The sequence below is a fragment of the Mesorhizobium sp. WSM4822 genome, from assembly GCF_055811155.1.
Genome location: NZ_JBVVQM010000001.1, coordinates 917,132 through 934,362, shown reverse-complemented (window position 1 = coordinate 934,362; position 17,231 = coordinate 917,132). Strand labels below are relative to the sequence as shown.

Annotated in this window: 13 protein-coding genes and 1 pseudogene; 5 read left to right on the top strand and 9 right to left on the bottom strand. The window is 63.9% G+C overall.

Going from position 1 to position 17,231, the window contains the following annotated elements:
* The first annotated feature begins 21 nt into the window (after window positions 1–21).
* The 4 genes from AC0L3E_RS04635 to AC0L3E_RS04620 all read left to right on the top strand — a co-directional run bounded on the left by AC0L3E_RS04635 (window position 22) and on the right by AC0L3E_RS04620 (window position 4,676).
* The gene (locus AC0L3E_RS04635) at window positions 22–1,137 is read left to right on the top strand and encodes a BMP family ABC transporter substrate-binding protein (protein ID WP_164898614.1); all 1,116 of its coding nucleotides are present in this window, start codon (window positions 22–24) and stop codon (window positions 1,135–1,137) included.
* 65 nt (window positions 1,138–1,202) lie between these two features.
* A complete protein-coding gene (locus tag AC0L3E_RS04630; protein ID WP_473604334.1) occupies window positions 1,203–2,687 on the top strand; it encodes an ABC transporter ATP-binding protein in 1,485 nt (494 codons plus the stop codon).
* A complete protein-coding gene (locus AC0L3E_RS04625) occupies window positions 2,680–3,738 on the top strand; it encodes an ABC transporter permease (RefSeq protein ID WP_127270302.1) in 1,059 nt (352 codons plus the stop codon). The genes AC0L3E_RS04630 and AC0L3E_RS04625 overlap by 8 nt, the downstream gene beginning before the upstream one ends.
* A gap of 14 nt (window positions 3,739–3,752) precedes the next feature.
* Window positions 3,753–4,676 (top strand): ABC transporter permease, encoded by a 924-nt coding sequence (locus AC0L3E_RS04620; RefSeq protein ID WP_473604333.1) that lies wholly within the window; start codon window positions 3,753–3,755, stop codon window positions 4,674–4,676.
* A gap of 394 nt (window positions 4,677–5,070) precedes the next feature.
* Here AC0L3E_RS04620 and AC0L3E_RS04615 read toward each other — a convergent pair whose 3' ends face one another.
* The 9 genes from AC0L3E_RS04615 to AC0L3E_RS04575 all read right to left on the bottom strand — a co-directional run bounded on the left by AC0L3E_RS04615 (window position 5,071) and on the right by AC0L3E_RS04575 (window position 16,707).
* Window positions 5,071–5,781, bottom strand: coding sequence for an outer membrane protein (locus AC0L3E_RS04615; protein ID WP_164762590.1), 711 nt, complete (start codon window positions 5,779–5,781; stop codon window positions 5,071–5,073).
* A gap of 215 nt (window positions 5,782–5,996) precedes the next feature.
* Window positions 5,997–6,956 (bottom strand): AraC family transcriptional regulator, encoded by a 960-nt coding sequence (locus AC0L3E_RS04610; protein ID WP_127271117.1) that lies wholly within the window; start codon window positions 6,954–6,956, stop codon window positions 5,997–5,999.
* Window positions 6,957–7,163: 207 nt separating this feature from the next.
* The gene (locus tag AC0L3E_RS04605) at window positions 7,164–8,045 is read right to left on the bottom strand and encodes an EamA family transporter (RefSeq protein WP_128308255.1); all 882 of its coding nucleotides are present in this window, start codon (window positions 8,043–8,045) and stop codon (window positions 7,164–7,166) included.
* Window positions 8,046–8,266: 221 nt separating this feature from the next.
* Window positions 8,267–9,349, bottom strand: a complete 1,083-nt coding sequence (locus tag AC0L3E_RS04600; RefSeq protein WP_128308254.1) for a sensor histidine kinase — start codon at window positions 9,347–9,349, stop codon at window positions 8,267–8,269.
* Between the two features lie 165 nt (window positions 9,350–9,514).
* Window positions 9,515–11,005: an efflux transporter outer membrane subunit gene (locus AC0L3E_RS04595; protein ID WP_473604332.1), complete on the bottom strand. Its 1,491-nt coding sequence runs from the start codon at window positions 11,003–11,005 to the stop codon at window positions 9,515–9,517.
* Between the two features lie 12 nt (window positions 11,006–11,017).
* Window positions 11,018–14,161, bottom strand: coding sequence for an efflux RND transporter permease subunit (locus tag AC0L3E_RS04590; protein ID WP_473604331.1), 3,144 nt, complete (start codon window positions 14,159–14,161; stop codon window positions 11,018–11,020).
* Window positions 14,162–14,164: 3 nt separating this feature from the next.
* Window positions 14,165–15,430, bottom strand: coding sequence for an efflux RND transporter periplasmic adaptor subunit (locus AC0L3E_RS04585; protein ID WP_127327741.1), 1,266 nt, complete (start codon window positions 15,428–15,430; stop codon window positions 14,165–14,167).
* 243 nt (window positions 15,431–15,673) lie between these two features.
* Window positions 15,674–15,862 (bottom strand): hypothetical protein, encoded by a 189-nt coding sequence (locus tag AC0L3E_RS04580; protein WP_245469950.1) that lies wholly within the window; start codon window positions 15,860–15,862, stop codon window positions 15,674–15,676.
* A 170-nt stretch (window positions 15,863–16,032) separates the two neighbouring features.
* Entirely contained in the window at window positions 16,033–16,707 is a 675-nt protein-coding gene (locus tag AC0L3E_RS04575) for a hypothetical protein (RefSeq protein WP_128308881.1), read from the bottom strand.
* A 211-nt stretch (window positions 16,708–16,918) separates the two neighbouring features.
* Between AC0L3E_RS04575 and AC0L3E_RS04570 the strand changes: the two are divergent.
* A pseudogene (locus tag AC0L3E_RS04570) lies at window positions 16,919–17,122 on the top strand (response regulator); the annotation flags it as partial.
* Window positions 17,123–17,231: the final 109 nt, after the last annotated feature.

Genomic DNA, 17,231 nt, shown 5'->3' with positions numbered 1-17,231 from the left:
GAAAACAAGGGGAACCACGAAATGAAAGAGCGCAACACGAAGCCGTCCGGCTCAGTTCGCCTGTTCGCGGCGGCGGCCACGGTTTTCGCATCCTGTGCTGCGTCCGGCGCATATGCCTTTACTCTGGAAGGGTCGCCCAAGGTCGCGTTCATCTATGCAAGTTCAGCGCAAGACGGCGGATGGAACGAAGCCCTCGAGGCCGGCCGCAAGGCCGTGGAGGAACAGCTACAGGTGCCTGTCTCGGTGACGGAGAACATACCGGAAGAGGCCACGAAGCTGCGCGCGGCGATCGATCTCTACGTCAAGCGCGGCTTCAACATCATAATCGGCACCACCTATGGCTACAGCGCCCCAATGGCCGAAGCGGCCAAAGCCTATCCGAATGTGGCGTTTCTCAGTGCTTCGGGCACGGAGAATGGGGCCAACATGGAAAGCTTCTATGCCCGCACTTACCAGGGTTGGTACCTTGCAGGCATCGCGGCAGGACAGGCGACGAAGACGAAGAAGATCGGCATCCTCGCCGGCTTTCCGGTCGGCGTGGTGAACTGGGATATCAACAGTTTTGCACTCGGGGCCCATTCGGTCGATCCTACGATCGAAACGGTCGCGGTCTTCGCCAACTCCTGGTGGGACCCGGTGAAGGAAGGGCAGATCGCCCAGGCCATTCTCGACCAGAAGGCCGACGTGCTCGCCACGAATCTGAGCGCGACCTCGGCGCTCGACGCCGCCGAAAAGGCAGGCGTTCCTTCGATAGGCTTTCAGCTCGACATGTCGCATGCCGCGCCGCGAACGATCCAGACCTCGGTCATCTTCCGCTGGGAGAAATATCTTGTGCCGACGATCAAGGAGATCATCGACGGCAACTGGAAACCCGAGGAATACGGCGCCTTCGAAGGCCTTGAAACCGGCGTGGTCGATCTCGCTCCTTTTGGCCCCTCGGTTTCCGAGGAGACCAAGGCAAAGGTCGAGGCAGCAAAGCGGGAGATCATCACCGGCAAGCTTGATCCGTTCCAGGGCCCTCTGAAAAAGCAAGACGGCACCATCGTTGTCGACGCCGGCGGGAAAGTCGACGATGCGGCGCTCTGGTCGATGGACTATTTCGTCGACGGTGTCATCGGCACCATGCCGGCGAAGTAATGACGACGGCGCTTCCGAAGGCAGGAGACATGCGACAACCGCCGGGCACGCCGGCGGCTCTGTTGATGCGCGGCATAGGCAAGTCGTTTGACGGCAAAGCCGCGCTCCGCGATGCGTCCTTCTGTCTCGAATGGGGGGAGGTGCATGCCATCGTCGGTGAGAACGGTGCAGGCAAGTCCACTTTGATGAACGTGGCGGCCGGCGTCTATGTAGCTGACGGGGGCGACCAATCGATCGACGGCGAAGCGATCAGTTTGCGCAGCCCGCTGGAAGCCGCCGCCGCCGGTCTCGGCATGGTCCATCAGCATTTCCGGCTGGTCGAGAGTTTTACGGTTGCCGAAAATGTTCTCCTCGGCTTCGGTCGCAAGGCTGCTGTGAAAACGCTGAGCGATGCGGCGGCGATCGTTTCCGCCAAGTCGAGCGAGATCGGCCTGCCCGTCGATCCGCACAAGCTGGTAGCGAACCTTTCGATCGCCGAACGCCAGCGCGCCGAGATCATCAAGGTCATGCTTCTGGGCGCCCGAATTCTGGTCATGGACGAACCGACGGCGGTGCTGACCGACGAGGAAGCGCGCACGCTTCTCTCTTTTGCCCAGCGATTGTCGAGGCAAGGTCACGCCGTGGTTCTGATCACGCACAAGTTCCGGGAGGTTGCCGCTTTCTGCGACCGGGTAACGATCATGCGGCACGGCGAGACCGTGCTTGACGGTGCGCGGGTTGCGAACGTCACCGAAGCGGAGGTGGCGCGGCTGATGGTCGGCGATGCCTTGACGGTTGCGGGCCGGCCGTCATCTCGGCCGGGCGATGTGTGTCTGAGCGTGGAAAGGCTTTCCGCACGGGCGACCGCTCACGGGCAAAGCCTGAACGATCTCGGGTTCGAGCTGCATGTCGGCGAAATCCTTGGCATCGCCGGCGTCGGTGGAAACGGGCAGGAGGAACTCGTTGCCTGCCTTCTCGGACTCGACCGTGCCGGTGCCGGCGCGATCGTACTGGATGGCCAGGACATATCCACCGCCAAGCCAGACCAGCGCCGCGAGGCCGGCTTGCGCGTCATCCCCTCCGACCGCTTTGACAGCGGGTTGATCCGGGAGCTTTCCATTGCCGACAATCTCGCGCTCACGACCGTCGCCAGCGGTAGCTTCGGCGGTCCGTTTCTCCTGAGCCGGCGGGCGATGCGCGAGAAGGCCGCCGAGGCCATCGATGCGTTCGATATCCGCGGCGCGACGCCGGAACGGCCGGCCTCTTTGCTCTCGGGAGGAAACGCGCAGAAAGTGTTGCTCGCGCGGGAGCTCGATCACGGCCTGAAGGTTCTCATAGCGCATTCCCCTTCTCGCGGGCTGGACATGAAAGCGGCCGAGTTCGTCCGATCGGCGATCCGCGGAGCTGTGGAAGCCGGCGCGGCCTGCCTTCTGATCAGCGAGGATCTCCAGGAGGTCATGTCCCTGTCCCATCGGGTGGCCGTCATGAACAGAGGAAGGATCGCCGGCTGCCGTCAGACCGGCGACGTCACGCCTGAGTGGATAGGAGGCCTTTTAGCAGGCCATGCTTGACACAGCTTTCCTTGTTCGCAGGCAAAATCCCGGCTTCTTGTTGACCAGTCTCAGTTATGTTGGCGGCCTGTTGGTCGGGCTGACGGTTTCGGCGGTGCTGCTCGTGCATGCGGGCGTGCCGGCAAGCGCTCTTGTGGATGAGTTCCTGATTGCAACTTTTCTGACCTCGGACGGCCTCTCCCAGACGGCGACGGCCGCTTTACCGTTGGTGCTAGTCGGCCTCGCCTCCGGCGTTGCCATGCGCGTGCGGTTTTGGAACATCGGCGTGGAGGGCCAGCTATGGCTCGGCGCGATCGCGTCAACCTGGGTGGCGCTGAACGGCAGCGGGCCTGAAGTGCTGAGGTTGCCGACGATGTTCGTTCTGGCAGCGCTTGCGGGAGCCGCCTGGATTGCGATTCCGCTTTTTCTGAAACTCAAGTGGGGCGTTAACGAGGTTATTTCGACCCTGCTGCTGGGAAGCGTCGCGTTTCTGCTAGTGCAGCATCTTCTGTTCGGGGTCTGGAGAGACCCTTCCAACAGCTTTCCCGTGACCGCCACCTTTCCCGAGGCGAGCTGGTTTCCCGTTCTGGGATGGGGGCAGTTGCATGCCGGAATCTTCCTGGTCGCCGTTATCGCATTGTCCATCTGGTTCGTCATGGAACACAGCCGGGTCGGCTTCTACGCGGATGCTGTAGGTTTCAACGCCAAGGCCGCGCTCGCCACGGGCCTGCCGGTGCTCAGCATAGCCGTGGGGCTCGTGCTGCTCTCCGGCGCTCTCTCAGGCGTTGCCGGCATGATGATCGTGGCGGGGACGGAGCACCGCCTCAACCAGTCCGTCGGCAACGGCTATCTCTTCAGCGCGATCGTGATCGCCTACCTGGCCCGCGCGAAGCCATTGTGGGTGGTCGTGATCTCTTTCGCGCTCGGCGCGGTGTTCACCGCCGGGAATGTCCTGAAGGTTTTCTACTCGATCTCCGAAGCGATGATCGTGCTGATGCAAGGCGCGGTACTGATGTCGATTTTGATGGCGCAGTTCTTCAGCTCCTATTCGCTCAAACGGCCCAAGAACTAGGAAGGGGCAGTTGCATGGATTTTCTGATCGGCTGGATTGCCATCATTCCGAGCTATGCGGCACCGTTGCTGCTGGCGAGCCTCGGCCTCATTATCTGCGAAAGAGCCGGCGTTCTCAATCTTGGAGCGGAAGGGCTCATGGCGGTCAGTGCCATGACCGGCGCGATGACGGTGCTTTCCGGAGCCGATCCTTGGGTTGGTCTTGCCGCCGGCTCAGCGGCCGCGATGGCTCTCGCTCTGCTGTTTGGAATATCGACAGTCGCCTTGCGCGCCAATCATACGCTCGCCGGCCTAGCCGTCGTCGCAATCGGACTGGGCATCACCGGGGTCGTGGGGCGACCCTACGTGCAGAAGACCTTTTCTGGCATTTCCACACTTGGCGACCTCTTCGGGATAGACCGCGGTTCGGCATTCGGCCGCATTTTCGCGGTGCAGGACCCGGTTACGCTGGCGCTGCCGACCCTGGCCGGCGCGCTCTGGTGGTGGCTTTCCAAAAGCCGACATGGCCTCAGGTTGAGGTCCGTCGGGGAAAACCCGGCCGCCGCGGATGTCGCGGGTATCGACGTGCAACTGGTTCAGTTCGGGGCTGTCCTGGCGTCCGGGCTGTTTTGTGGTCTCGCCGGAGCCTATCTCTCAGTCGCCACAAGTCATGTCTGGGTGGAGGGAATGGTCGCGTCGCGCGGCTGGATTGCCGTTGCGCTCGTCATCTTTTCGCGCTGGAACGCGGCTCGAGCTCTCTGGGGTGCGCTTCTTTTCGGAAGCGCGGATGCGCTTGTGCCTAGACTACAAGCCATAGGCGCCGACGTTCCTGTCTATCTCATGATGACTTTGCCGTACTTGCTGACGCTTGTCGTGCTGGTGGCAGGCTCGTTGGGCGGCCGGCGCTCCGGCGAGCCGGCCTTCCTCGGCAGGGTCTATCTACGACAAGACAAACAATAAGGAACTTGCCCGGTTCATGAGCCCCGCCGCCCGCATCCTTCTGGACTTCGCGGATTTCATGGACAAGCAGCTAGGATCGCCGATGTCTGTGCCGTCCCCCCTCGCCCGGCGCTGACCCTGCGGCTCCGCTCGACGCCTATTCGCGTGCCACTAACCGTGAGATCAAGAACAAAGCGCCACGGAGACGACAGAGGGGTCGCCGCGCGTTAAGCGCCAACGTCATCCGCAACAGCAGGCCGAGCCCAGCCGGACCGCCCCCTCTGGCCTGCCGGACCCGGCCCTTCGCTTTCGCTCCAGGCGTTCGTCGTTCGGAAAGCCAAGCGATTGGCTTTCCGTCCGCTGCGCGGACCACTCCCTCACCCCCCTCAAGGAGGAGATCAGCAGCTTCAGCGGATCAGAACTTGTAGCTGAGCCCGACCCGGATATCCTGCGTCTGGAGGTCGACATGGGTTTCCGTAGGCAGACCGGCTGCCACCGAGAGATCCTGGCTGCCGAAGTCGGAGTAGCGGTATTCGGCCCGCGCGATCCACTTGTCGGTAAAGGCGTGTTCGATGCCGGCTCCAACGGTCCAGCCGACATGGCTGTCGCTGTGGAGCGTTACTTCGGCGGCAGGGCCACCGGCGCTGACCGCAATCAGTTCATACTTGGCCGCGGCGACGCCGGCAGTGATGTAGGGCAAGGTCCGATCGAAAGCATAGCCGGCGCGCAGCCGCGCCGACCCCGACCATTTGAGTTCGCTCTTGAGCAACGTGGTGACACCGCCGCCGCCGGCGTCGAGGGCCGTCAGCCCATCTATATTGCTGTACATGATGTCGGCCTCGGCGCCGATCACGAAGCTGTTCTCCATCTGGTAATTGGCGCCGATATGGACACCGCCGATAAATCCGTTCGGATCGGTGGAGACATTGAGATCGGTGGCCCCGCCCAGTCCGCCGCCGGCGATGAACAGATTGGATTTTCCGGCCGCGTAGCCGATGTCGACGCCGGCATAGAGTCCGGACCAGTCGTAGCCGGATGCAACAGGCGAAACCTCATTGATATCAGCCGCACACGCCACACCGAGCGGCGCGAGAATGAAGGCCGTTGCGAGAAGAAGAGTTTTCATTGTTGTCTGCTGCCCCATGTTGCTTCCCCGCCGCACAAATGAGCTGCGGAGATCCAGCTGTTGTCGAGAAATCCGGTGTTGCATTGTCCGCCCGCCGCGTCTTGGGCTGGGCCGCACCCGAATTGTCGGGGAAAGCATAGCAGCGCTTTCCCGGCTGGTGTGGCCATTCGGCCTCAGTCGATCAGCGCGCCGTGCATTCAGTGGCTGTCGGCAAACTACCTGGCACTGCCCGGTGTCGAGCCGAATCGGCGGCGGAAGCAGCGGTTGAAATAGGAGACGTCGGAGAAGCCGCTGAGCAGCGCGATCTCGCTGATCCGCATGCGGTCATTGTGCCTGTCGCGGAGCATGCGATGCGCCCTTTGCAAGCGCAGTTCGAGAATGCGCTCGGCAAAGCTCACCCCGGTTTCCTGCAGCAGGTCATGGACATAGCGAACGGAGAGCCGCAATTGCCCGGCAACGCCCTGCGCCGAAATGGCGGGATCGGCGAAATTATCCCGCATCTTCTGCAGTATGGCCTGCAGCCTTGCCGCGCGCAGGCCGCGCAGGCCCGCCAGTTCGGCCGCTTCGCCCTTGGCGCCGGTCGCAAGGCCGATCAGGTCGACGATCGTTTCGGTGGCGTGGCCGATGAGGTCGGGCGAGACCAGCGCCGGGCCTGCTTCCAGGAAGCTGCAATAGCGCTTGAGCATGCCGAGCGCCTCATTGTCGGCTCCAACGGTCAACGCCAGCCGATCCTCGATATGAGCGAAGGCATTTTCCAGCACGGCACGAGGGAGCACCACATTGGCCCAGACATTGCTGTCGCCGCCGGTCATCTGCAACGCTTCCGAAGCCGAGACCAGTGCGGCCTCGCCTTTGCCGACGTGATAATCGCGGCCAATCTGCGTGCCGCTGAGCACCGTATCGCCATTGTTCACCAGCAGCAGATAGCCGTCGCGACCATCGGCGGCGATATTGCCCGCCTTGCGGCTGGCATGACGGATCGTCCCGGCCATCTGCCCAAGCACCAGCGAGCCGACAGCGGTGGCTTCGATCGCGGCTTCGAACGACAGTCTCTCCGAAATCGTGTATTCGACCGACCATATCTCGGCGACATGGATGTCCTGCCAGAGCGCGAAGCGTGCGCGATGATCCAGATGCGGCGGCAGATCCGCCGATGAGAAGACGTTCTTTTGCAAGGGGCAACCGGCCTTTTCTACAATCGCGTCTTCATTTCGACACGCACCGTATGGGACCAGATCACGGTCTGTCCAGAGGCGGAAATACTTGTGCGCCAAGTGACAATTCCAGTGCCGTCCTGGACAAGGATTGGCTCAATTTCTTGGATTGGGCTGGTTGAATTTCGGATTACTCGAAAATACCCAGTGCCGACGAATCGCGCCACCCTACTCCGGCGACGGCACCGGCGGCCGTGATGTCAGCGCCGTGCCGAAGGCGGCGACAACGACGGCTGCGATCCCGGCCAACTGTGTTGCGGTCAGGCTTTCATGCAGGAACAGGAAGCCGGCCAGCGCACCCAGCCCCGGCTCCAGGCAGGTCAGCGTGCCGTAGATGCGCGCCGGCATGCGGGTCAGCGCCACCATCTCCAGGAAGAACGGCAACGCGCTGGAAAACAGCCCGACCAGCAGCGCGCTGACCAGGATCGACGGCGACAGCAGCGCGGATCCCGCCTGCGCGATACCGAAGGGCAGCACCAGCACAGCGGCGATGGCCATGCCGTAGGCAGTGGTGCGGGTACCAAGCTCCGCGCCGGCCTTCTGGGCAAGCACGATATAAAGCGCCCAGAAGCCACCGGCAGCCAGCGCCAGCACCACCCCTATCGGATCAAGCGGCGCGAGGGAATGAACGAACGGCGACAACAGCAGGATGCCGACCACCGCCAGCGCGATCCAGGCAAAGTCGCTGGCGCGCCGCGAGCTCAAGGTCGCCACCAGAAGCGGGCCGGTAAACTCCAGCGCCACCGCGATGCCGAGCGGAATCCTGGCGAGCGCTGCGTAGAACAGGAGGTTGAGCGCGCAAAGCGTCACCCCATAGGCGACCAGCCACGGCAAAGTGGCACGCGAGGGCCGCATCTGCCAGGGCCGCAGCACCGCGATCAGCATCAGCGCACCGATGACCAGCCGCAGCGTCGTCGTGCCTTGCGCGCCGATCTGCGGGAACAGGCCCTTGGCAAAGGTGGCGCCGATCTGGATCGACACCATGGCGCCCATCAGTGCCGCGACCGGCAAGGGCGCCGCTTCGCGACGGGCAACCGGCGTCGATGTCACGTGATCCCAACCTCCATGCCGCCGGGTCCAAACCCGACCGGCGGCATGGAGATAGGGCGAACCGGCCGACCTGTCGTGAGGCAGCGGCGGACTGGCTGCTGGGGCACGGACTGTTGGCACGCCATGAGCCTCCCAGCCCGCGAAGCGTTCATTGCCGCAGTGCACAAGGAATAGCTGGAGATGATCCTGTAGATGCGAGAGCGCAACGACAACGATACGCTTTAGGCAATGGCGGCCGAGCGCTTGAACACGATGATCACCTGAGTGCCCTCGCCGGCGCTCGACTTCACGTCGAACTGCGCCTTGGCATTCTCGGTCAGCGAGCGGGCGATCAGCGCGCCGAGCTTGCCGCTCTTGGGCCAGGTTTCGCCGTCCGGCAGGCCGATGCCGTCATCGGCGATCACGATGCGGCAGCCATCGCCGTCGACGATGCTGTGCAGCGTGATCGTCCCGCCGTCTCGCCCCTGGAAGGCATGTTTGAGCGCGTTGGTCAAAAGTTCGTTCACCACCAGCCCGGTCGGCATGGCGACATTGATCGACACCGGATAGGTGTCGACCTTCATGTCGAGGCGAATGCCCTCGACCGCATGCGAGTTCATCACCGCCGACGCGATCTGGCTGAGATAGACACCAAGATCGACCTCATCCTTTTCATCGTCCCCCGACAGCGTCTGGTAGAGGATTGCCAGCGCATCGACGCGACCTGCCAGCCTCTCGAAACGCTTCTGATCCGGTTCGGCCGCGTTGCGCGTCTCCATCCGGATCAGTGCGGTGATCATCTGCAGATTGTTCTTCACCCGGTGCTGCAATTCGCGCAGCAGCGTGTCCTTCTCGCGGATGCGCTCATCGATCGATCGCGCATCTTCGGTTTCGCCATGGGCCGAGACGTCGACCAGCGCCACCAGCCGGAAGCAGGCCTTGCCATTGTCGTCCTCGATGACGTTGGAATAGACGTCGACGATCACAGATTGGCCTTCTGTCCGCTCCAGCCGGAACGTACCGATGAAATCGGTGTCCTCGACCACGGCCTCGAACAGCGGCCGGTCCTTCTGCTTGTGCAGGCCGGTGCCGGAAAGCGCCGCCCAGTGTTGCCGGGCGAGCGTCGCCGCCTTGAGGCCGGACAGTTTCTCGAATTCCGGATTGGCATAGACGACACGCTCCTTCGAAACTAGGTCCGAGACGGCAATGGCGATCGGTACCTGGTCGAGGAACTTCTTGAACTGTTCGCTTTCCAGCGCGCTGGCAAGGTCCGGCGTTTCGAGCAACTGCCCGACCGCTTCGGCCTTCTGTGTATCGGATGTCATCTGCGGCGCCTGTGCTGTGTGGTCACCATCAATAACAGCGATGCGATCACCCCGCCATCGCCAAAGCTCAAGGCGGCACTTCACGCGCCGTCACGAGCGGTGTGTCGCACAATCTCGAAATCCGCGTAGCCGCCTCGGAATACTTGACCGAGCCCTGGGAACCGCTCACGAGGCCGGCTTCGACGCCAGCCTTGGCGCGGTCTTGACGTCGACGATCTCAGGCTTGGCACTGTCCACCGTGCCATCCCAGCCGCCACCGAGCGCCTTGTTGAGGGCGATGTAGTTGGTCGCCAGCAGGACGCGGCTTTGCAGCAGCGAGTCCTCGGCCGAGTAGAGCGAGCGCTGGGCGTCGAGCACATCGAGCAGGCTTGTCTCGCCGGCCTTGTAGAGCGTGCCTTCGAGCCGCGCCGCATCGCCATAGGATTTCGCCGAAGAGGCGAGCTTGGCGATCCGGATGCGCTCCTGCGACAACAGCACCAGCGCGTTCTCGACATCCTCGAGCGCCGTCAGCACCGAAGACCGGTATGCGATGAAATATTGATCGCGCTGTGCCTTGGCGACCTCGACGGCCGCCTGCAATTGGCCGGCATTGAACACCGGCACGCTGAGCGTCGGCCCGAACGACCAGCCGATCGACGAGTTCTTGCCGAGATCGCCAAGCTTCAGCGCCGCCGTGCTGATGTCTCCCGTCAGGCTGACCGAGGGATAGCGGGCGGCCTCTGCCTGGCCGATCTTGGCGGTGTATTGCGCATATTGGCGCTCCGCCATGCGCAAATCGGGCCGCGAAAGCAAGAGGTCGGCGGGAATTCCGGTGGGCATCGGCAGGCGTGGTGCAGGGATCGGGGCGACCCGCTTCAGCCGCTCGCTGAGCGAGGCAGGCGGCCGGCCGGCCAGCACCGCGAGACGATGCACGGCCTGGGCATAGCTTGCCTCCAGCGTCGGCACCGCGGCTTCGGTGCTCGCGGCCTGCCCCATCGCCTTGGCGACATCGGCGGCGGTCGCCGTGCCCGCCTGCGCCATGGTGCGGGTAAGTTCGGCGGTCTGCCTTTGCGACGCGGCCGAGCGCCGGGCGAGTGCGATGCGGGCCTGGTAGCCGCGCGCCTGGGTATAATAGGAAGCGACATCGCCGACCAGGGTGAGAAGCGTCGAGCGCAGTTCCTCCTGCGAGGCGTCCAGCCCGTAGCGCGCGGCCTCGACGCCCCTGCGGTTGGCGCCGAACAGGTCGAGCTCCCAGCTTGCATCGAAGCCGGCCTGGTACTCGCTGTAGGTGGCGTCAGAGCCTGTTGTGGTCTCGGCCGATTTGTTGCGGGTGGCCGAGCCGGAGCCGTCGACCGACGGCAGCAACGTGCCGGCACTCTGGCGGTAGCTGGCGCGCGCCTCGCGGATTTTTGCCTTGGCGGTGGCGACATCGAGATTGCCGGCAACCGCTTCCTCGACAAGCGTGTTCAACTCGGGATCGCGCAGCCGCTGCCACCATTTCGAAAGTTGCGCCGGCTGGGCAGGCTTTGTCGGCTTCTGGCCGCTCCAGCTTGCAGGCATCGCCAATATGGGCGTCTGATAATCCGGACCGACGACGCATCCAGCGAGCAGGACAGCGGTAATCATAGGCGCAAGAAGCCGCCTCGCGGCCACCGAGCCACGTTCCAAACCTGTCATGTGAAGTTTTCCTTATTGCTGGTTGGCCGTCACCGGCGTCTCGCCCGTATCTGGTTTGGCCGCCCTGCCCTTGAAGATGCGCCGCACGGTGACGAACAACAGCGGCACCAGGAAGACGCCGATCACGGTCGCCGCGATCATGCCGCCCATCACGCCGATGCCGACCGAGTTCTGCGCGCCCGAGCCAGCACCGCTGGCAATCGCCAGCGGCAACACGCCGAGGATGAAGGCCAGCGACGTCATCAGGATCGGCCGCAGCCGCTGTCGTGCTGCCTCAAGTGTCGCCTCGACGAGCCCCATCCCGGCGGTCTGCCGCTCGATGGCGAACTCGACGATGAGGATGGCATTCTTGGCCGCGAGACCGATCGTGGTCAGCAGGCCGACCTTGAAATAGACGTCGTTGGACTGGCCGAACAGGCTTGCCGCCAGCAGCGCGCCGAAGATGCCGATCGGCACCGACAGCATGACCGCGAACGGGATCGACCAGCTCTCGTAGAGTGCGGCCAGGCACAGGAACACGACCAGCGCCGAAATCGCGTAGAGCGACAGCGCCTGGTTGCCCGAAAGCCGTTCCTGGTGCGACAGGCCGGTCCATTCGTGCGAATAGCCGGGCGGCAATTGCGCCACCAGCCGGTCGATCTCGTCCATGGCCGCACCCGAACTCACGCCCGGAGCCGCGGCACCCTGGATCTCGACTGCCGCCGACCCATTATAGCGTTCAAGCCGGGGCGAACCGAACGTCCAGTGACTGGAGGCGAAGGCCGAGAACGGCACCATGGCGCCACTGGCATTGCGCACCTGCCATTTGTCGAGGTCTTCCGGCTGCATGCGGAAGTTCGCGTCCGACTGCATGTAGACCGGCTTCACCCGCCCGCGGTCGATGAAATCGTTGACGTAGTCGCTGCCCCAAGCGGAGGACAGCGTGTTGTTGATGTCGGCCAGGCTGACGCCGAGCGCGCTGGCCTTTTCCTGGTCGATGTCGACGGAGAATTGCGGCTGATCCTCCTGGCCGTTGGGCCTTGTGGCGGTGAGCAGCTTGCTCTGCCCGGCCAGGGCCAGAAGCTGGTTGCGCGTTTGGATCAGCGCATCATGGCCGGCGCCGTTGACATCCTGCAAGTAGAAATCGAAGCCGTTGGTGTTGCCAAAACCCTGGATGGCGGGCGGGGCAAGCGCGAAGACCTGCGCATCCCTGATCTTGGAGAAGGCGCCCATGGCGCGGCGGGCGACCGCTTGCGCCGACAGGGCCGGTGATTTGCGCTGGCTGAATTCCTTCATCGGCACGAAAGCAATGCCGACATTCTGCCCGGCGCCGCCGAAGCCGAAGCCGGAAGCGGTGAAGACCCCTTCGACAGCCTCCTTTTCCTCCTTGAGATAGTGATCGGTCACTTCAGCCAGCACGCGCTCGGTGCGGTCCTGCGTCGCGCCGACCGGCAGCGACACGCTGGTGATCAGGATGCCTTGGTCTTCTTCCGGCAGGAACGAGCTCGGCAGCCGGGCAAACATCCAGCCCATGGCGATGACGATGGCGAGGAAGACGGCGAGGAAGCGCCAGGACCGGTTGATGATGCCGTGCGAGCCGTCGCGATAGGCCGTCGTGCCGCGGTCGAAGACGCGGTTGAACCAGCCGAACGGGCCGGTCTGCGTCGCATGGTCCTTGGGCCGCCGCAGGATCGTGGCGCATAACGCCGGCGTCAGCACCAGGGCCACCCGCACCGACAGCACCATGGCCGAGACGATGGTTACCGAGAATTGCCGGTAGATGATGCCGGTCGAACCGCCGAAGAAGGCCATCGGCACGAACACCGCCGACAAAACAGTAGCGATGCCGACCAGCGCGCCGGTGATCTCGCCCATCGATTTTCGCGTCGCCTCCTTTGGCGACAGATCTTCCTCCTGCATCACGCGCTCGACATTCTCGACCACGACGATCGCGTCGTCGACAAGCAGGCCGATGGCCAGCACCATGGCGAACATGGTCAGTGTGTTGACCGAATAGCCGAAGAAGGAGAGCACGCCGAATGTGCCGAGCAGCACCACCGGCACGGCAATCGTCGGGATGATGGTGGCCCGCAGATTCTGCAGGAAGATGAACATCACCAGGAACACCAGCACGATCGCCTCGGCCAGCGTCTTGACCACCTCCTCGATCGACAGCCGCACGAAGGGCGAAGTGTCGTAGGGGTAGACGACCTCGACGCCCTGCGGGAAGGTCGAGCTCAACCGATTGATTGTCGTGCGCACCGCTTCGGCCGTGCTGATGGCGTTGGCGCCGGTCGCGAGGTTGATCGCGACACCGGCCGCCGGCTGGCCATTGTAGCGGGCCGCCGTCGTATAGCTTTCAGCGCCGAGCTCGACGGTGGCGACATCGTTGAGGCGAACCAGCGAGCCGTCGACCGTGCTCTTCAGGATGATGTTGCGGAACTGTTCGGCGGTCTGCAGCCGGCTCTTGGCCGTCACCGTGGCATTGAGCTGCTGGCCCTTGCGTTGCGGCATGCCGCCGAGCTGGCCGGCCGAAACCTGCGTGTTCTGCGCCTCGATCGCCGAAGCCACGTCGCTCGGCATCAACGTGTATGTGGCGAGCTTGTCGGGATCGAGCCAGATGCGCATGGCATAGCTGGAGCCGAACAGCTGCGTCGAGCCGACGCCTTCGACGCGCTTCAGCGTGTCGTTGATGGTTGAGTCGACATAGTCGGCCAGATCGGTCGAGTTCATCTTGCCGTCGCTGGAGACGAAGCCGATGACCATCAGGAAGCCGGTCGAGGATTTGGAGACGGTGATGCCGTTGCTCTGCACCACTTGCGGCAGCTGCGACTGGACCAGCTGCAACTTGTTTTGCGTCTGCACCTGGGCGGTGTCGGGATCGGCCGCGGTGGTGAAGGTCAGCGTGATCGTCGCCGCTCCGGTCGAGGTCGAGGTCGCCGTCATGTAGTCGAGATTGTCGATGCCGGTCATGCCTTGCTCGATGACCTTGGTCACCGAATTCTCGACGGTCGACGCATCGGCACCCGGATAGGTGGCGCTGATGTTGACGGTGGTTGGCGCGATCTGCGGATATTGCGAGATCGGCAGCGTGGTGAGCGCGAGCAGTCCGCCCAGCATGATCACGATGGCGATCACCCAGGCGAAGATCGGCCGGTTGATGAAGAATGCTGACATCTCTCAGTTCCCGGCCTTCGGGGCGTTGGCGGCCACTTCGGAGGCAGCTGGCACGGACGAAGAGGTCTGCGCGCGGTCCTTGACCTCGCCGGTCGTCTCGTCGATCGTCACTTCGACGCCCGTTGCGTCGCCGCCGGGGCGGACAAGCTGCAAGCCCTCGACAATGACGCGGTCGCCGTCTCCGACGCCTGAATCCACCAGCCAGTTGTTGCCGACGCTGTTGCGCACTGCGAGCACGCGTGTCTCGACTTTCCCTTGCGCGTTGATGACCATGGCAGTCGCCTCGCCCTTGGTGTTGCGGCTGACGCCGCGCTGCGGCACCAGGAAACTGTTCTGGGCAACGCCCTCCTCGACCAGCGCCCGCACATACATGCCGGGCAGCAGCAAGCGATCGGGATTGGGGAATTCGGCCCTGAGCGCGAAGGTGCCGGTGGTCTGGTCGACATTGGCGCCGGCGAATTCCAGCTTGCCGGTCTGCGTGTAGATGGTGCCGTTCTCGAGCTTCAGCTTGACGCTGACATTGGGGCCGCTGAACTTCAGCCGGCCCTCATTGATGGCCTGGCGCAGATTGAGCAGATTGGTGCTCGATTGTGTGACATCGACATTGATCGGATCTAGCGAACGGATGGTGGTGAGCAAGCTGTCCTGGTTGGCGGTGACGAGCGCGCCCGGCGTCAGCGACGACTTATCAATGCGACCGGCGATCGGCGCGGTGATCTTGGTGTAGTCGAGGTTGATGCGCGCGGTCTCGACACTGGCCTTGGCGGATGCAACATCCGCGTTGGCCTGCGCCAGCGTTGCCGCAGCATCGTCATAATCCTGTTTGGAAACAACGTTCTGCTTCAACAGGCCGGCATAGCGGTCGAACTTGGCCTGCGCGGTCGGCACCGCCGCTTCGGCCTTCTGCTGGGCTGCCTGCGCGCTGTCATAGGCTGCCTGGTAGCTCGCCGGGTTGATGAGGTAGAGCGGCTGCCCGACCACCACCTCACTGCCTTCCTTGAACAGCCGCGCCTGGATGATGCCGTTGACCTGCGGACGCACATCGGCGGTCAGCGAGGCAGACGTCCGTCCCGGCAGTTCGGCTGTTATCGCCACCGATTGCGGGCGCAGCGTGACGACGCCGACTTCCGGTTTGCCGGGCGCGCCCATGCCGGCGGGGGCGCTGCCCTCCTGCGAGCAGGACGCCAGCAGAAAGGTAGCGGCGAACATCGCGGCCCAGGGCGCCAGATGGCGTGCCGAAAAACGAGGCTGGCTAGGCTTGGAAATCATGGCCTGGATCTTTCCCTGGAGTTGTGTACGCGTTGGCAATGGACCGCTTGGTCGAGGGGCATGCCGATCCATATGATGATAGGCCGCACCCGTCGGCGGGCGGCGACGAGCAATGCTTGGAAGCGGCTCATGTCGCGCTCCTTCTCGGCGGCCGGAGCTGCTCGAAAGTCGAGTAGCTGGCCTCGATGCCCACCAACATCATTATGCCGATCAGCGAGGACATGCCAAGCGCCTTGCCGGAGTTCACGCGATCTTGCGGTCATGATGTCCATGGTTGTCGAGCGGCTGCGAGAGCGGAAGCGACAGCCGCCAGGCGGCGAAGCGCAGGCGGATCGCGCCCTTCAGCGTGTCGACCGGGAGCGCCAGCGGCATATCGCGTCCGGCAGGTCCGAACGAGAGCCTCGGGCTGGCGGACGCGAGCAGCCGCAGCATGATCATGGCTTCCCACACTATCGTGCTTCCATTGCATGGTTCGAATTGGCATTCGAACTGGACGTGATTGAAACGAGGGATGGCGGAGATACGCCCGCCATCCCCCGGAGAACCGGCCGGCCCGAGAACGGGTTGGGTACCGGGCCGGCCGGTGCAGTCGGTCAGAGTTGTCAGTCGTTCCCGGGCTGGGGCGAGAGCTGCCTGCCATCGTTGGGCAGGCCTCTGGGGCCGGCTGCATCGTTCGGCGGCCCGCCCCAGGGACCGGGGGGTGATCCATGGGGGCGTTCCGCCGAAGCGAGGACTTCGAGTTGTTCGGGCGTCAGCTTGGCACGCAGTTCCGCGATCGCGTCCTTCAGTTTACCGGCCGAAACCGCGCGGGCGGTGACATCGTCGGCCAGCTTTTCCTGGAACGCGAAAGGATCAGGCTTGCCGCCGGGACCCGCCGCGTCGGGACCCTTCGCTTCAGCACTACCGGGCCGCCCGTGGTCAGGCTGAGGCGGCGAAAGCACCGCTTGCAGCGCGCTGGTGTAGTCGCGCCAGGCGTCGAGTTGTTCGGTGCGGATGCCAACGCGGGTCTCCAGCGCGGCGAGCCGGGCGGCCAGCATGAATTCCGGCGGCGGACCCATGCGGCGGGGGCCAAAGCCCTGCGGGCCAAAACCCTGTGAGCCAGGCCGCATTGGTCCATGCGGGCCGGGTCCAGCCATCGGGCCGTGATCTGGGCCGTCCTGAATGGCCATGACAGGTGGCGGCTCGCCGGGTCCGGCGCCGGGATCGGGCTGCGCTGCCAGCGCGGGGTGAATTGCGGCGACGGAAAACAGGCCGAGCGCAAGAAGTCTGCTTCGCATAAAGATGTTCCTTTCTCTCATGCTTCGGACAGTTCAGAGGATAGGAAGCGTCTTTGTCCGCTTCGCGTCGGCGTGTTGCCGAAGGTTTCCGCAAAAGGGCAATTTGTTTCCGAATGTTTCCCTCGGGCCCCCGGAAACGTTCGGTTGCAATTTTCCATGCCGCTCGGGCGCGGCTCCTCCTATAATCGTGGCCAAGGCAAGGGCACGATTGATGCAGTCACAACCCCATATCCTCGTCGTCGACGACGACCGCGAGATCAGGACGCTTCTCCAGCGTTACCTCGACAGCCAGGGCTTTCGCGTCACGGCGGCGGCGGACCGGCGCGAATGCGAGCAACGGCTTGGCGCGGGCCAATTCGACCTGATCGTGCTCGACGTCATGCTGCCGGACGGCTCGGGGCTCGATATCTGCCGCGGGGGGGGGGGCCCCCCCCCCCCCCCCCCCCCCCACCGGGGGGGGGGGGGGGGGGGAGAAATTGGGCGCCGCCGTTGGGGGGGTAAGGGGGGCCGCCCCGAAGAACGCC

Bases quoted from the DNA above. Each gene is read 5' to 3' on its own strand.
- AC0L3E_RS04575 (WP_128308881.1), bottom strand. From the start codon at position 16,707: ATGCGAAGCAGACTTCTTGCGCTCGGCCTGTTTTCCGTCGCCGCAATT.
- AC0L3E_RS04580 (WP_245469950.1), bottom strand. From the start codon at position 15,862: ATGCTGCGGCTGCTCGCGTCCGCCAGCCCGAGGCTCTCGTTCGGACCT.
- AC0L3E_RS04600 (WP_128308254.1), bottom strand. From the start codon at position 9,349: ATGACATCCGATACACAGAAGGCCGAAGCGGTCGGGCAGTTGCTCGAA.
- AC0L3E_RS04615 (WP_164762590.1), bottom strand. From the start codon at position 5,781: ATGAAAACTCTTCTTCTCGCAACGGCCTTCATTCTCGCGCCGCTCGGT.
- AC0L3E_RS04585 (WP_127327741.1), bottom strand. From the start codon at position 15,430: ATGATTTCCAAGCCTAGCCAGCCTCGTTTTTCGGCACGCCATCTGGCG.
- AC0L3E_RS04620 (WP_473604333.1), top strand. From the start codon at position 3,753: ATGGATTTTCTGATCGGCTGGATTGCCATCATTCCGAGCTATGCGGCA.
- AC0L3E_RS04630 (WP_473604334.1), top strand. From the start codon at position 1,203: ATGCGCGGCATAGGCAAGTCGTTTGACGGCAAAGCCGCGCTCCGCGAT.
- AC0L3E_RS04595 (WP_473604332.1), bottom strand. From the start codon at position 11,005: ATGACAGGTTTGGAACGTGGCTCGGTGGCCGCGAGGCGGCTTCTTGCG.
- AC0L3E_RS04635 (WP_164898614.1), top strand. From the start codon at position 22: ATGAAAGAGCGCAACACGAAGCCGTCCGGCTCAGTTCGCCTGTTCGCG.
- AC0L3E_RS04625 (WP_127270302.1), top strand. From the start codon at position 2,680: ATGCTTGACACAGCTTTCCTTGTTCGCAGGCAAAATCCCGGCTTCTTG.
- AC0L3E_RS04590 (WP_473604331.1), bottom strand. From the start codon at position 14,161: ATGTCAGCATTCTTCATCAACCGGCCGATCTTCGCCTGGGTGATCGCC.